14 protein-coding genes are annotated in these 15,836 nt (G+C 38.1%); 10 read left to right on the top strand and 4 right to left on the bottom strand.

Annotation, left to right across the window (positions count from 1 at the left end; genetic code table 11):
- Positions 1 to 119: 119 nt before the first annotated feature.
- Complete coding sequence (locus tag CK510_RS31740) at positions 120 to 266, top strand: hypothetical protein (protein ID WP_158224896.1); 147 nt, start codon at positions 120 to 122, stop codon at positions 264 to 266.
- Between the two features lie 195 nt (positions 267 to 461).
- Entirely contained in the window at positions 462 to 803 is a 342-nt protein-coding gene (locus tag CK510_RS13010) for a hypothetical protein (protein WP_095722112.1), read from the top strand.
- Between the two features lie 313 nt (positions 804 to 1,116).
- On the opposite strand, the gene CK510_RS13005 is transcribed toward CK510_RS13010, so the two are convergent.
- A complete protein-coding gene (locus CK510_RS13005) occupies positions 1,117 to 1,803 on the bottom strand; it encodes an HAD family hydrolase (protein ID WP_095722111.1) in 687 nt (228 codons plus the stop codon).
- A gap of 189 nt (positions 1,804 to 1,992) precedes the next feature.
- Here CK510_RS13005 and CK510_RS13000 point away from each other — a divergent pair, with 189 nt between their 5' ends.
- From CK510_RS13000 to CK510_RS12990, 3 genes are all read left to right on the top strand, one after another.
- A complete protein-coding gene (locus tag CK510_RS13000; RefSeq protein WP_095722110.1) occupies positions 1,993 to 2,760 on the top strand; it encodes a glucosamine-6-phosphate deaminase in 768 nt (255 codons plus the stop codon).
- A 184-nt stretch (positions 2,761 to 2,944) separates the two neighbouring features.
- On the top strand, positions 2,945 to 3,739 hold the full coding sequence (locus CK510_RS12995) for a sulfite exporter TauE/SafE family protein (protein ID WP_095722113.1): 795 nt from the start codon (positions 2,945 to 2,947) through the stop codon (positions 3,737 to 3,739).
- Between the two features lie 256 nt (positions 3,740 to 3,995).
- Positions 3,996 to 5,177, top strand: a complete 1,182-nt coding sequence (locus tag CK510_RS12990) for an NAD(P)/FAD-dependent oxidoreductase (RefSeq protein ID WP_095722109.1) — start codon at positions 3,996 to 3,998, stop codon at positions 5,175 to 5,177.
- A 24-nt stretch (positions 5,178 to 5,201) separates the two neighbouring features.
- Here CK510_RS12990 and CK510_RS12985 read toward each other — a convergent pair whose 3' ends face one another.
- A complete protein-coding gene (locus CK510_RS12985; RefSeq protein ID WP_095722108.1) occupies positions 5,202 to 5,765 on the bottom strand; it encodes a hypothetical protein in 564 nt (187 codons plus the stop codon).
- 297 nt (positions 5,766 to 6,062) lie between these two features.
- Between CK510_RS12985 and CK510_RS12980 the strand changes: the two genes are divergently transcribed.
- From CK510_RS12980 to CK510_RS12960, 5 genes are all read left to right on the top strand, one after another.
- Positions 6,063 to 6,263 (top strand): hypothetical protein, encoded by a 201-nt coding sequence (locus CK510_RS12980; RefSeq protein WP_095722107.1) that lies wholly within the window; start codon positions 6,063 to 6,065, stop codon positions 6,261 to 6,263.
- A gap of 982 nt (positions 6,264 to 7,245) precedes the next feature.
- A complete protein-coding gene (locus CK510_RS12975) occupies positions 7,246 to 8,499 on the top strand; it encodes a glycosyltransferase (protein ID WP_095722106.1) in 1,254 nt (417 codons plus the stop codon).
- 174 nt (positions 8,500 to 8,673) lie between these two features.
- The gene (locus CK510_RS12970) at positions 8,674 to 9,627 is read left to right on the top strand and encodes a glucosamine inositolphosphorylceramide transferase family protein (protein WP_095722105.1); all 954 of its coding nucleotides are present in this window, start codon (positions 8,674 to 8,676) and stop codon (positions 9,625 to 9,627) included.
- A gap of 502 nt (positions 9,628 to 10,129) precedes the next feature.
- The gene (locus tag CK510_RS12965; RefSeq protein ID WP_143289287.1) at positions 10,130 to 10,537 is read left to right on the top strand and encodes a hypothetical protein; all 408 of its coding nucleotides are present in this window, start codon (positions 10,130 to 10,132) and stop codon (positions 10,535 to 10,537) included.
- A 117-nt stretch (positions 10,538 to 10,654) separates the two neighbouring features.
- Positions 10,655 to 12,307: a flavin monoamine oxidase family protein gene (locus tag CK510_RS12960; RefSeq protein ID WP_095722103.1), complete on the top strand. Its 1,653-nt coding sequence runs from the start codon at positions 10,655 to 10,657 to the stop codon at positions 12,305 to 12,307.
- Positions 12,308 to 12,688: 381 nt separating this feature from the next.
- Here the strand turns inward: CK510_RS12960 and ilvD are convergent, their stop codons facing one another.
- Both ilvD and CK510_RS12950 read right to left on the bottom strand, forming a co-directional pair.
- Complete coding sequence (ilvD, locus tag CK510_RS12955) at positions 12,689 to 14,374, bottom strand: dihydroxy-acid dehydratase (RefSeq protein WP_095722102.1); 1,686 nt, start codon at positions 14,372 to 14,374, stop codon at positions 12,689 to 12,691.
- 217 nt (positions 14,375 to 14,591) lie between these two features.
- Entirely contained in the window at positions 14,592 to 15,287 is a 696-nt protein-coding gene (locus CK510_RS12950; RefSeq protein WP_095722101.1) for an Rpn family recombination-promoting nuclease/putative transposase, read from the bottom strand.
- Between the last annotated feature and the right edge of the window lie 549 nt (positions 15,288 to 15,836).

Genomic DNA, 15,836 nt, shown 5'->3' with positions numbered 1-15,836 from the left:
TGTAATAGACAGAGATGCTTCATTGCGCTTCGCTCCATTCAGCATGACAATTGGGCACTTTTTTACTTGGAACACTCCTAGACATCGGTAGCAATTAGGTTCTGGTGTTTGGGGGAATCATGGGAATAAATAACGGTCACGCAGCAACATACAAAACATCAAACCAACCTATATTTCCACAAAATCATTCTCACTCCTCCGGAATAACGCGATCGCACTCTGTAGTTCAAGTTGTTACAATTATCACTATCAAATTCTTCCCCTGAGTTCATACAATCCCAACGTCGAATTTAAAGGTCTTTTTTTTTGACTACAACACCCAAAATATTTAGCTAACTTATTTTAATTAAATCCTGTTGGGTTAAATTCAGTGGTGTAAATAGTTCCATATATGTATTTGATGGTCTGAAATTGGTTTTAGCTTTTTATCAAATAACACACAACTAACAAGGTATATAACAATGTTTAAGAAATCTTTAGTTCTCGGTTTACTAGCAGCGATCGCAATTGCACCAGCAGCATTCGCAGGCAGCCAAACCCAGGGAAACGCAGAAAATACCAATATCAGCGCAACCAACGTTGGTAGGGGCAACAAAATCCGCATTATTAACAGAACCTACGTCATTCAAGCACAATCAAGAAGAGCTAGAAGACTCTTATGTCAATCCCCCAGCAATCAAACTCAAGGAAACGTAACCAACACTGCGATCGCAGCTAACAATGTCGGAAATCGTAACCGTATCAAAATTAATAACACTACTAACGTTGTTCAAGGTCAATCTGTGGATTGCTCCAAGAAGTAGTTAAACAAAAATATAGTTTTGTTACCAATACTGTAGGGGCAAACGGTTGTTTGCCCTTATTTTATTTGATTTTTTGTATGGGTAGAAATTAGCTAACAGTTAATACCCCCGACATGGTTGGGAGATTTGCAATTCAAATGGTTGTTTAACTACCAGCCAAAGTTACCTGATTTAACCCAGTTTAGCAATTAAATCTGTCTCTATACTGCCCACGGGTAAAAACTGAACTTTTGTCATGCTGACTTATGTTGCATCTTTAAGGTTTTTACGCAATCTAAAAGTATAGTTGTAACCCGTTTTTAGTATAACCAAGTCACAAAACTATTTCTTTGGTTACTAAACCACCTTCAATTTGTGAATTTAAAAATGTCCACAATTGCAAATCGGTAAAGTCGGGTATTGCCATAAATGCACCGAGTTCCCGTAGCTTTTGGGGGTTGTGTGTCGATGCAATCCCAATTGTGGGTATACCTGCACCAACTGCGGAACGAATACCCGATGGTGAATCTTCTAAAGCGATCGCATTTTCTATATTTATTCCCAAACGTTCTACTGCGACACGGTAGGGTATGGGGTCGGGTTTGGCTGCTGCTTCGTCTTCTGCGAGTATAATTAACTCAAATGTGGTTTCTAATTCCAATATTTCTAACATAAAGAGAGCGTTGGCACGGGGTGCATTTGTTACTAGTGCTAGTTTGATTTCATAGGTGTTTGCCCAATTTAAAAGTTCGGTAAGCCCTGCTAATCTCTGCAATTTTGGAGCCATTTCTCGAAACATTGCTTCTTTTTCTTCTGCAAATTCCCTCGCTTCTTCTGGTGATAGTTGTGGCAAGATATCTGCGAGTATTTTTGGGTTTAAACCACCGCTTATTTTTTTTTGATAAAAGTTTTCGTCGATGTGGATATCGTATTTACTTAGCATTTTCTGCCAAGCGATGAAGTGGATGGGATCGGTGTTGACTAGGGTTCCGTCTAAGTCGAATAGAATTGCTAATAGCATTTGGGCTATGTGATATGAATTTTAATTAGATAAGTTTACATGATTTGGGGGGAATATGGATTTGTGTCACGCGGAGACGCGGAGGCGCAGAGAGTAGGAGAATAAGAGAATAAAATGATTGTGTTTGTCGTACTTTTGCGATCGCATGGGCAAAACTATAATTGATCTGCACTTAGTTGATGTAGCTGAATGATGGTTCCTAAAGAGAATTTTTGTGTTGATGAACTTGTGGTAAATGTTTATAATTCGGAGGCTGAGATTGCTGAAGATGCTGCGGAAATTGTATCTAAGTATTTACATAGCCTTTTGTTGGAGCAGGATACGGTAAGGGTGCTATTAGCTACTGGTAATTCACAATTAAAGTTTTTAGATGCTTTGATTGCTTTTGGTGGTGTTGATTGGTCGCGGGTTACTTGTTTTCATTTAGACGAGTATTTGGGGATTGATGGGAATCATTCTGGGAGTTTTCGGTATTATTTGCGGGAAAAGGTCGAAAAACGAGTTTACCCCCATGTGTTTAATTATATTGAAGGGGATACATTACAACCTTTGGGGGAATGCGATCGCTATTCTCAACTCTTGCGATCGCAATCTATCGATCTATGTTTGTTGGGGATTGGGGAAAATGGACATTTAGCTTTTAATGATCCGTCGGTTGCTGATTTTTCTGACTCTTATGGGGTGAAGTTGGTAAAGTTAGATGAGGTGAATCGTCAGCAGCAGGTGAATACGGGGTATTTTTCGAGTATAGAAAGTGTCCCGCAATATGCTTTTACGGTGACAATTCCGATGATTTGTCAGTCGAAAAAAATAATTTGTCTGGCATCGGGGAAACGTAAAGCTGAGATTATTAAAACTATGTTACAAGGCGAAATTAGTACAGCTTGTCCAGCGTCGATTTTACGTACACAGTCGCAAGCAATGTTATTTTTAGATATTGAATCGGCAAGTTTGTAATTTATATATCAACGAATTGGAATGTTAATTAAGAAACAACAGGTATTGAGGTGTACTCAAAATTCAACATCGAGCGACCTGGACTGCGATTGCGTCAGCTATCCGTAGGAATCGCTTTTTAGAGTTGAGAATATCGCCACAAGAGGGTTTAATTTAATAATGTGTTGTCAGTGAGAAGATGGGAATGCGGAACGTTTGGGCTTTTGTCTGGGGTGCTTTAGTTGCGGTTCTTGGTGGTTTAATTGGTTTGGGTGGTGCAGAATTTCGTTTGCCAGTTCTAGTTAGTTTTTTTCACTATCCAACTTTACAAGCAATCATTATCAATCTTCTCGTCAGCTTGGTTACTGTGACTTTTTCTTTCATTTTTCGGAGTGGGATTATTGGGATTGAGAATGTTTTTGCGAACCTAGCAATAATCATCAATATTCTGGCAGGTTCTCTTATCGGTTCCTATGTTGGGGTTAACTATGCAACTCGGATTAATGAACTTACATTAAATCGTATTGTAATTGGTTTTCTAATTTTCCTGAGCTTTGTACTGATGGGACATCATCTCATTTTCAGTATACAAAGTTGGCAGCTTCCTGATTTATTGAGAATTGGTATTGGTTTGGTTGCGGGAATTGTCATTGGGATATTTAGTAGTATGCTTGGTGTCGCTGGGGGTGAATTGATTATCCCAACAATTATTATTTTGTTTGCAATTGACATCAAATTGGCGGGAAGTTTGAGTCTGGCTATCAGTATTCCCACTATTATTATGGGTCTATTCAAATACAAAAAACAGAAACGGTTAGAGCATCTGAAATCAGAGCAAGGTTTTATGGTTTCGATGGCATCTGGTTCTATATTGGGTGCATTGATTGGTAGTAATCTTTTGAAATATGTATCAAGTTCTTTGCTGTACGTAATATTGGGTATAATTTTGTTGTTGTCGGCATTGAAATTGGCACGGCATAAACCAGCTACAGAACGTTAATCTAAACATGGGATAAACCGTGCGATCGCGCTAACATCTATCTGGTGCGTGAAAGATTTCTTGGTCCCTATGAAAACCCGGTAAATCGTTCTTGAAGATATTGGTTGCGGAATGTGAATCAAGTATTGGATAAATCGTGCGATCGCAATACTTGATTTGATTGATTATCAGCATAGTCTAGGTATAATTCTTGGTATTACAAATACATCTACCCCTACAATGAATTTCATCTGAATTGCGATCGCAAAATAGTAAAATGCAGAAAAATTATGATTGGATAGTCGTTGGTGCTGGGTTTACGGGTGCTTCGGTTGCCTATGAGCTGATCAAAAAAGGTTTTGCAGTGTTGTTGTTGGAGCAAAATCCAAAACCTGACAATGCGACTCGTTACAGTTATGGTGGTTTGGCTTTTTGGTCAGGAAGCACAGCCCTAACTCGTCAACTTTGTGATCAGGGTAGGCAACGTTATGGAATTTTATCATCGGAGTTGAATGCTGATATTGAGTTTCGCGAGTTGGATTTATTATTAACTATAGATAGGGAAAGTGACCCGGATGTTGTTTGTCAGTCTTATGGTCATGTTGCTCAACCCCCAAGATTACTTTCAATTAAAGAAGCATGTCTATTGGAACCTTTATTAAATCCAGATGTAATATCGGGTGCATTGACTGTTAGACATGGACATATCGAACCTGAAAAAACAGCGCAAGCTTTCATTCAAGCTTTTTTGCGTTTAGGTGGAGAACTGGTAATTTCCCAGGTTTTACAATTGAATTCTTTCCAAAAATCAATAACAGTCACAACAACAACTGGTATATATAAATCTGCAAAAATCGCAGTTTGTACGGGTGGAATTAGCAGAAAACTTTTACAGGAATCCGGGATTTCGATGCAAACGTATTTTACCCATGCGGAAATTTTGGAAACTGCACCGACTGAGATTAAATTGAGTACCTTGGTAATGCCTGCGAAGTTACAACGCTTTCAATTGGAAGCTAATTCGACTCAAAATGATGAATTCTGGTGTAATGACGGAAATGAAATAGAAACTTCTATATTAGATACGGGTGCAGTGCAATTTCTAGATGGTAGATTCAGACTGGGACAAATTAGCCGAATTTTAGTTAATCCCAATGCCACAGTCGATGCAAAAATCAGTGAACACTGGTTGCGATCGCATCTTTCCCAAATCTTACCTGGGTTAGCAAGTTTACCCGCTATTTACCATCATTGTTTAGTTGCTTTTAGTAAGGATAATCTGCCCATCATTGGTTCAATTGCCGAACATGAAAATATTTATATATTCTCCGGTTTTAGCAATCCTTTAGTATTTATACCTCCACTAGCACAGCGTTTTGCTAATTCAATATCAGGACATGACGACGAAATTATTCATCAGTTGTCCCCAAATCGTTTAAAAAAAAATGTAGAGATTTGATACATCGCTTCTCTATTTTATCAATTATTTCATCAATCCTGAAGCTTCTTCTAAAAGGGTATGTTGTTCCTTTTGAATTTCGATTAACCTGACAGAAATTTCCCCAAGTCTTTTCTGTTTATAATTTTCTCTTAATTGGAAATTTATATCTTCCAAATGAATAATTTCTGTGGTGTTAGCATTTTTAAATTTATTCCAGTTCATCATTGTTAATTTACTTGAAAATTGCCAAATATACTTTAGAAATAACCAAGCAAAAGTAAGTGGCGTTTTTAAGATAGATAAACTCGCAACTTCAATCAAACGTACAACTGCACGAATAACACTCCAAATTACAGCAATTCCCAATAAAATGATGAAAATACCGCGAATTGGATGATTTGCCACCCAAGCAACAAATTTCAACACTTGAAAAATCCCAGGATGTTGATACAGCAAATCATTGAGAGGTGAATTCACGGAAGTCTGAATTGCTGTTGATGTTGATTGTTTAATTTCTTCTACAGCTTGCAAAGCTTGCCCAAGCGAACCTTTTAGATATCCAATGCTACTACTAATTTTGTCCATAATTTTACCTGGTGCTTGCATTTATTTCCATCATGGCAAATATTATTCTCATCCCAATATTAAGATATTTTACATGATTAGCATTTCTAAAATTAAGTGTTAATCTCCTTGATATCAGCTAATTTTAGGAATCAAGGTGCTTGTTATACCTTGACTAGTGACCACTATAATAGTAAGGTTTTCAACCCTAATTTTATAAAATATTTCTGGTTACAAGAAGCCTAAAAAATGGAATATGTCAATCTATCTTTTGGTAGTAGAAAAAGTATAATCATTTAAGCATCATGGAAAGTCTATACTTCAAAAGAGATAGATTTTATGAATTCGCGCCTTGAAAGACTGCAAAAAACAGTCCTGAATAAACTGGCTCAACAGGGAGGAGAGCTAGACGTATCTTGCTTGTACTTCGAGTTAGATCGAAACGATCGAGTTTTGCTGAAAAAAGCTTTGCATTGCTTGGAAGTTGATAATTACGTAAATGTTAATTTTGGTCAGGTGACACAGAAATTTGTGGGGTAGAAATTAGAGTTCCCTATCATTAACACCTCTGTTTTTGGGAAGAAAATATTTTCCTGAATCATGATTTTTGTAGAAGCTAGGACTTACGCATTGACAGAAAAATCAAAATAGGGGTATGGCTTTCCACGCTTTGAGCTTGATTTTTCTGTTCCGCACCATGCGATACGCCCTTGGCGTTAAGCTGCGCTTATCGCAATCAAGAAAGGGTAATTTAGAAACGCATGAAACAACGCATTTACGTTGATGCACAACATAGCTCTTTTGTACAGTGCGTAAGTCCTAGAAGCTTATATATTAATCCTTAATTGTATTTTGTTTCCTGATAACGGTGCTTAGAGTTATAAGTCTCTATGGTTTTCATAAATAAATCAAATCGCGATGTCTGCGACGGGCTACGCCTACGCAATCATCCGAATAATCCATACCTTTGAGGTTTATTTGCAGAATTTAGAGAACTCCACAAAAAGAAATGCCCAATGTCATTCTGTTGCTTGCTACTTACAGAAGCAGCTTGCGCGTCTACCCGCAGGGTACGAAACGTACTCCGAAGCGGAGAAGTAAACTACGCTTTTAGCGTTCCCGTAGGGTAGTGTTCGCGGAGCGTGCGCTTAGAATCTTGCGAGATGCTACCCTACGGGAACGCTTTGCCTACGTTTCGCTTCGCTACACTCAGCATGACAACACAGGATCAAGTATTCTGTCGATTTATCTTAGTTAAGTGTTAATATACAGTTCATTCAAATTTCACAATAAAAGTAATATACTATAGAAATCGTACTTAAATCTTGCTACGTATACTGAGAAATAAACCTTTGTATAGCGAGCTTCTAGCCAATTTGGTTTTTCAGAAATCAAATATGAATCCTACACTTCTTGCTAGGTAGTTTTTTGTCTTTTTTTATTAAAAACTATAAAGACAACAGAACATTAAAATATCTGTAATTATCTTTTCTTTTAAGTGACGTAAAGGGAGTACATGAAGATGAAATTACCGAACCTTATTACTAAAATAGGAAGAACTGCGAATTTATTCATTGAAAAAATCAAAGGACGTATTCAAAGAAGAAGAATGATTTCGCTAAAACCAAATAATTATGCCATTGGTAATGTTCTAATTTCCTATCTTAATGAACCATTTACATTAAAACCAGATGACCCTATTTTTAATAGTCATACTCAATATTGGGAATGCCGACAAATGGCAATAACCTTTTTAGAAATGGGCTATTGCGTAGATATCATCCGTTGTGATAATGACGTTTTTATCCCGAAAAAACAATACTCATTTTTTATCGAAACTCGTCTAAACTTACAGCGAGTTACTTCTTCTTTGAATCCTAATTGTATTAAAATATATCATGCCGATACCGCACATATACTATTTCACAATGCAGCCGAAGCCAGAAGATTATTAGAACTGCAACAAAGACGGGGAATTACACTAACTGCACGTCGTTATGAACCCGCAAATTATGCATTAGAAAACGCAGATTGTGTATTTGTACTCGGCAATGACTTCACTGCAAATACTTATAAATATGCGAATAAACCTATCCATCACATTCCTATTTCCACTCCAGTATTATATCCTTGGAATCCAGACAAAAACTTTGATAACTGCCGACACAATTTCTTATTTTTTAGTAGTCGTGGATTAGTTCATAAAGGACTAGATTTAGTTTTAGAAGCTTTTGCAGAAATGCCAGAATATAATTTAACTATTTGTGCTCCTGTGAATAAGGAAGAAGATTTTTATCAAGCTTACTTTAAAGAACTTTATCAAACAGTAAATATTCGGACTCTAGGATGGGTAGATATTCGCAGTATAGAGTTTCAGCAGATTGCTGAAAGTTGTGTAGGAATAGTTAATCCCTCCTGTTCTGAAGGTGGTGGAGGTGCCGTAATTACTTGTATGCACGCAGGTATGATACCTATTGCCAGCCATGAATCTAGCGTTGATTTGCACGATTTTGGTATGATTTTAAATAATAGTTCCATCGCCGAAATTAAAGCAAAAGTTCGGCAAATAGCTAGCTTACCAGCGAATCAACTTGAAGAAATGGCACATAAAGCTTGGGAATATGCCAGGGCAAATCATACTAGGGAAATTTTTGCCAAAGCATACAAAAATAAAATTTTAGAAATTAGTCAACAATGCGATAAGCAAAGCTTAATGCCAAAGGCATATCGCACCAAGGGAATGATTAAAACAAAATCTTTGCTGGTAAATAAATAATGTTATCAATGGTGACGTGATACTCTTGGTTAAGATAATATATCTATCTTAAACCTCTATCAACAGAGCTTTTAGAGAACATTTTTACTTAACTAAATTTAACCCAGTAATATGTCGATGTATGATTTGACGATTAGGAATTGATTTGAGAAAAAGGCTGCTGAGAAATTAGAAATGAATATAGTAAAAACGGCAATTAGAAAAGTTTTGAAATCAGTAATCTATAATTTACCTCCTAAATTATTAAATAACTTGCCGATTGGTTTACCTGAGAAATCTGCCCAATGGTCTATTGGGATATATACGGGTAAATCTCACATCGATTTAACTGCTGATCCACAAGCAAAAAATCCAGTGATTAGTCGTAGCGACGTTTCCGATGTTTATGCTGGGTTTGTTGCTGACCCTTTTATGCTGAAAGTTGAACAAACATGGTACATGTTTTTTGAAGTATTTAATAATAAAAGTTTGCGTGGAGAAATTGGACTAGCGACTAGTCAAGATGGGAGACATTGGAAATACCAAAAAATTATTTTAGCTGAACCTTTTCACTTATCTTATCCCCATGTATTTGAGTGGATGGGTGAATATTACATGATTCCCGAAAGTTTTAAAGATGATTCGATTCGCTTGTATAAAGCATCTAATTTTCCCACAACATGGAATCATATTGGCAACATTATGACCGGAGGAGTTTTTTTAGACAGTTCTGTGATTCGTTACCATGATAAATGGTGGCTATTTACAGAAACGAATCCGCAGCATAAATATGATACTCTGCGTCTATATTCTGCTGATGATTTACTTGGTTCTTGGCAAGAACATCCTTTGAGTCCCCTAATTGAAAATAACCCACATATTGCTCGACCAGGAGGCAGAGTTATTGCTATTGATAATAAGATTATTCGTTATACTCAAGATTGCAATCCAGAATATGGTATCCAAGTCAGAGCATTTGAAATTGATGAATTAACAACTACAACTTATCGGGAACAAGAAATTTCCCAAAATCCGATTTTAATCCCTTCGGGTATTGGTTGGAATGGTTCTGGAATGCATCACATCGACCCCTATCTGCTTGAAGATGGAGAGTGGATTGCCTGCGTCGATGGTCGTGTCAAAATATAGCAATTAACCTGATATACGGATATAAATCAATACAGAATTGCTCCACAGAAGCAAGCGACAGTTAAGCTATTTCTTTTTAAAGATAAATTTCTAATCGGGTGCGTTAGATAGATTACGGTATTTGATTTTGAGAGAAAAGATGGTTCGGTCGTAAGCTAAAAAGCACCTAAATTATATATTAGGGCAGGCAGGGATGCCCACCCCACAATAATTATAATAATTTGGATTATATGATTTAAATGCGGAACAGCTTAACGCACCAAATATACTAAATATAATGGTGTCTTACGGCTAAATTAACCCGCTTGTAACCCGAAATTAGAATTGTGCCGTAATACACACTCTAAGTAATGCTACGAGCAATCATCTATTCAGCATAAATTATTAGCTTTGTGGACTGAAGAAATATTTATTGATAGTTAGATTAATTACACTTGTGTTCTGCGGTGGTTATACTCGTTATTATATATCAGCCCCAGACTTCGGATTTAGGTTTCTAATTATGAAATGTTCGTCGCTTACTGGAATTATAATAATGGTTGCGATCGCAACCATTTTTGCAATCCAACCCGCATCTGCCAATCAAACCAATGGTGTTGATGGGGATGAAGCATCGCAAGACAATCAAACGACTACTTTAGCAACCGAAGCTGCTACGATTAATAATCGCTGGGGTTTTGGTAGGGAACAAAGTAGTAGTTTAAATGATTCAGTCGGTTCTATTTCTGTAATTCGCGAAGAAACCTGTCGTAAAATCGATCCAAGTGAGATACTTAAAAATCCTGGTTCATTTTTTCGGCAATGTCCAGTAGTGGAAAAAAATCAAACCCCCGAATTAGGAGAAAAAATTCAGTATTTCCAAATCCCTAAGCTGGATTCGGGGATTAAGTTAAATTTGACACGATTTTAGTATTTTTACGCAAGAATATTAATTATATTTTATACTTTGCTTGTCCGGAAATTGAGTTTTTGGACTGGTGTATTATATTACCAATCAAGTACAGGTAAATATTAATAGGTAAGTAATATGGCAAGGTCTAAACTCATCTTATCACTGCAAAGGGCTAGTGAAATAGCTCAAATACATATCAGAAGTGGAATTCCCACTGATGAGTTAGTGGAAATATTACAACATAAAACCACTCGTCGCCGTTTCATTTACGGAGGTTTGGGATTAGCGACAATAGCAGCTACAACATCTTATAGTAGCATGGCTTTAGCTACCGACTCAAAAGTTCTCGTAGTTGGCGCAGGCATTGCTGGATTAACTGCTGCTCATCGCTTAAGGCAAGCTGGGGTTCCAGTGGAGATTGTTGAGGCAAGAAATCGCGTTGGTGGACGTATATATACTGCACAGAATGTTGGTGGTACTTCGCTTTATGCAGATTTGGGTGGAGAATTTATCGATACTACCCATACTAGTATGCGATCGCTTGCGAAGGAATTGGGTTTGCAAACAGTGGATTTGTATGCTGCCGATCGGGGATTGGTGGGGGAAACACATTACTATCAAGGACGCAAAATTAAGGAATCAGAAATTGCTCAATGGAGTATTCCCTTGATTAAAAAAATTAAACAGGATTTAGCGACCATTGGCAATCAACCAGTGACATATCGGAGCAAAAACCCCGTTGCGATGAAGCTGGATAATATGTCGATTGCGGAATATTTAGAGCGATCGCAAATCAACCCCATTCTCAATCAAATGTTGCAAAATGGTTACACAGCTTTGTATGGTAGAGATGCAGCAGAACAGTCTTGTTTGAGTATGTTACTTTTTATTGGGACTGATGCTGGGGTAAATCTCAGTAGTGATAGTGATGAGCGTTATCAAATTAAGGGTGGAAACGACCAATTACCAAGATTACTAGCAAAGTCTCTGGCTAATTTTATCCAAACAGATACAGAATTAGAAGCAATTAATATTACTCCTAATGGACGCTATCGAGTCAGTTTGCATTCGGGAAATGGCTCTTTTGAAAAAATTTACGAACGGATTTTGCTTGCAGTACCTTATACGACATTACGTGCGATCGCATTAAATGTAAATTTACCATCTGTTAAACAAAAGGCTATTTCCGAGCTTGGTTATGGAACGAATAGTAAGTTAGTAACTGCTTACAAACAAAGATTTTGGGTTACTCGTTACAAATCAACTGCATTTATCTCAACTGATTTAGATTTTAATAGTACTTGGGAAGCGACTCGCAATCATCAAGGTAAGTTTGGCTTAATCACTAATTTTACTGGTGGAAAACAAGGATTAGTGGTTGGTCAAAATTCTGGAGAATCCCAAGCTCAAACTCTATTATTACAGTTAGAAAAAATCTTTCCAGGTATTAGTAAAGAGCGTCAAGGGGAAGCTGTACGTGCTTATTGGACGGGAGAACAATATACCCAAGGTTCCTATTCTTGCTATTTAACTGGTCAATGGACAGGAATATCTGGTGCGGAAAAACAAACCGTCGGTAATTTATTTTTTGCTGGGGAACATTGTTCGCAAAAATTCCAAGGATATATGGAAGGTGGTTGTAGAACTGGGGAAGTTGCTGCTGTGAATATTTTACGTTCTTTGGGGTTGAAAAATAGTGCTGTAAGATTAGAAACACAAATTAAACAGCGTTCTCGTAAAGTCAATCAACAAGGACGTTTTTTGGATGAATTTAGTAATTTTTCGTAACCGATTTTTTGTCGCCTTTGTAGAGTTAGAGTAGATGTATTGAATATGCTAATTTAGAGGTTAGAGAAATTTCAAACTAGTACATGAAGGCAGAAGGAAGGAGGCAGAAGGTAGGCTGTGTATTTTGATGGAATTTCCCCATTTTTAGTTCATGCAATTTTTGTGTTCATGTAAACGTAAAGTCTATGTCATATAAGCTTTTGAGCAAACAGTTACCACATATTTAACATGAATTTTTACCCCCTAAAAAGGCACAAAATACACAGCCTAGGCAGAAGGTAAGAAAGTTTATAAATAAGGCTTTTTAACAAGTTATAATGGTCGCTTTATTTACGCCAAGCTGTATTAGAGAGACGCGATATATCGCGTCTCTTAACAATGCTAAAATAAATCCAAATCTGTCACCGCACCAAGACTACTCGAAGAAACCAACTTGGCATATTTACCCAAAATACCTTTGGTATAACGGGGTGGTTTAGGTTTCCAATTCCCACGACGACGAGCTAATTCCTCATCTGAGATATTCAATTGTAACAGCCTTGCTGGTGCGTCAATCGTAATGCTATCACCCTCTTCAACCAAAGCAATAGTTCCTCCCACAGCAGCTTCTGGAGCCACATGTCCAACCACCATCCCGTAAGTACCACCAGAAAAACGACCATCGGTAATTAATCCCACTGAGTCACCTAAACCCGCACCAATGATGGCTGAAGTTGGAGCAAGCATTTCCCGCATTCCCGGACCTCCTTTTGGTCCTTCGTAGCGGATAATTAGGACATCACCAGGTTTGATTTTATTTGCCAGAATCGCATCTAAGCATTCTTCCTCCGATTCAAATACACGGGCAGGTCCCGTAATTTTAGCTAGCTTTACTCCGGTAATTTTTGCTACTGCTCCCTCGGTTGCTAAATTACCTTTGAGAATAGCAAGATGTCCCTGTGGATACATCGGTTTATTCCAAGGACGGATGACATCTTGGTTAGTTGCTGGCTCAGAAGGTATATTTTTCAAGACTTCGGCGATTGTTTGTCCAGTAATTGTGATGCAGTCGCCATGTAATAAATTGTGGTCGAGCAGCATTTTCATTACTAGGGGAACTCCCCCGGCTCGGTGTAAATCCGTAGCTACATAACGACCACTGGGTTTTAAATCGCATAAAACAGGAACGCGATCGCGAATTGTTTCAAAATCATCTAAGGTGAGTTTAATCTCTGCCGCATGGGCGATCGCAAGGAAGTGTAGCACTGCATTTGTAGAACCACCAACAGCCATAATTACCGAAATCGCGTTTTCGATGGATTTACGGGTAATGATTTGTCGGGGTAAAAGTTGCTTACGGATAGCTTCGACAAGCACATGTCCAGATTTTTCCGCACTATCGGCTTTTTCTGCATCTTCGGCTGCCATTGTGGAGGAATAGGGTAAACTCATTCCCATCGCTTCAAAAGCTGATGACATGGTATTTGCTGTGTACATTCCACCACAGGAACCAGCACCAGGACAAGCGCGACGTTCAATTTCCATCAGTTCGCTTTCGAGCATTTTACCAGCTTTGAAAGCACCAACAGCTTCAAAGGAACTGACCACAGTTAAATCGCATTCCCTGTAACTACCGGGTTTAATCGTTCCTCCATAGACAAAGATAGCGGGGATATTCATGCGTGCGATCGCAATCATCGAACCGGGCATATTTTTGTCGCAACCACCAACAGTTAGAACTCCATCCATACTTTCACCGTTACAAGCAGTTTCGATGGAGTCAGCAATAACTTCCCGTGATACAAGGGAATATTTCATCCCTTCGGTTCCCATTGAAATACCATCGCTAACGGTAATTGTGCCGAAAATTTGCGGCATTCCCCCAGCATTACGAATCCCATCTTCGGCACGTTTTGCCAAGTCATTTAAACCCATGTTGCAGGGAGTAATGGTACTGTAGGCGTTAGCAACTCCAACTATTGCTTTAGAAAAATCCTCATCTTGGAATCCAGTGGCACGCAACATCGCACGATTTGGTGAACGTTGTACCCCTTGGGTGATAGCTTGACTTCTAAGATTTTCCGACATTTTGATTCCCTTACGCGCCACCTTCGTTAATTACGGCGCTTATTTCAGCCTATCAGAAATCGTGTTTCAAGAGAAATTAACACGACTGGTTTAAGATTCGCGCGATCGCATCATCTAACTAAAAATATCAGGTTATTTGGTACGATATGCCTTTGGCATTAAGCTTTGCTTATCGCGTTGGTTCAATATCCCCGACTTCTGTGTAAAAGCTTTAAATTTAGCGATAAGCATAGTTAGAAGTCGTTGCTTCCTCCCTTCCTTCGTCTTTTCCTTCCTGATATACCCGTGTTTGTTTCAAATCGCTTAACCCAAACATTGTTTCTATCTCCTTTCTTGTCATTGTGGGAAATTTATATACCAAGATTGTTTCAATTAGCTCTAATAGTCGCTTTCGTTGCAATGGTAAGTTATTCGTTTGCTTGGTGCGTTCTATTAGTTCCCTGGCTGTGGCAATTGCTGTATCTTCATTTTCGACGATTAATTTAATAGTAGCAATACCAATGGGCAGCGATGCAGTTTCACCTAATTCATTTAAATAAATTCGGGTAATGCGTTGACTGGTAAAGAATTCGTGACAATCTTTGGTTTCTCCCGTGTCGGTATTGCGATTGGGATAGATGACTACTCCTCGCCAAGTATTTTTAAACGGATTTTGTCGCAAGTATAAAAATACTTCAGAAATGATGCGGGAATAAATATCTGAGTCGGGTTGAAATTGAACCTCTACAAAGTAAATTGGGTTCTCTTCGTTTTGAATGGGAAGAAATACACCATCGATTCTAAAAGCTGTTTGTTTGACTTCGATGGAGGAAAATTGGTAGAGGTTAGCGGTTTCTGGTGGTTGTTCAATGAGTTCAAATAATATACTGGGAAATTCTTGAAATAGGCGATAAAAGATACTATCTGTTTTCACAGTTTTTGATTTATTATGTTTCTGTGTCTTGAGATTTTTCAACTTCTCAAAGTGTATTACAACTTGGTGTCCCCAGATAAATCAGGTTATTCACGACTTCTCATTCCCAGTGAAACCCGGTTTTCATGGAGATATCAGAAACCAGGTTTCACCATCTTGGTAAACTAAGAATTGAACAGCAAAACCCAAAGAAACCTGGTTTCCTGTAGAAACTAATCAACCCGCAACAACCTTATCCTCGAAGCTAAACTAGGTTGAACACGACTTTTCGACTTCGAGGAAACCCGGTTTTAGTCGCTTAATTCATGATGTTCATATTCAGTGATGGAAAAACCGGGTTTCGGAAATCTCCCAGAAACCAGGTTTCACCATCTTGGTAAACTAAGAATTGAACAGCAAAACCCAAAGAAACCTGGTTTCCTGTGCAGACAAATCAACCTTCAACAACCTATCCTCCAAGATAAACTAGGTTGAACACGACTTTTCGACTTCGAGGAAACCCGGTTTTTCCATCACTGAATATGAACATCATGAATCAAACAACTAAAA

Origin of the sequence: Brunnivagina elsteri CCALA 953 (genome assembly GCF_002289455.1) — a bacterium.
GTDB classification, from domain to species: Bacteria; Cyanobacteriota; Cyanobacteriia; order Cyanobacteriales; family Nostocaceae; genus Brunnivagina; species Brunnivagina elsteri.
This window is presented reverse-complemented; position numbering and strand designations above follow the sequence as displayed.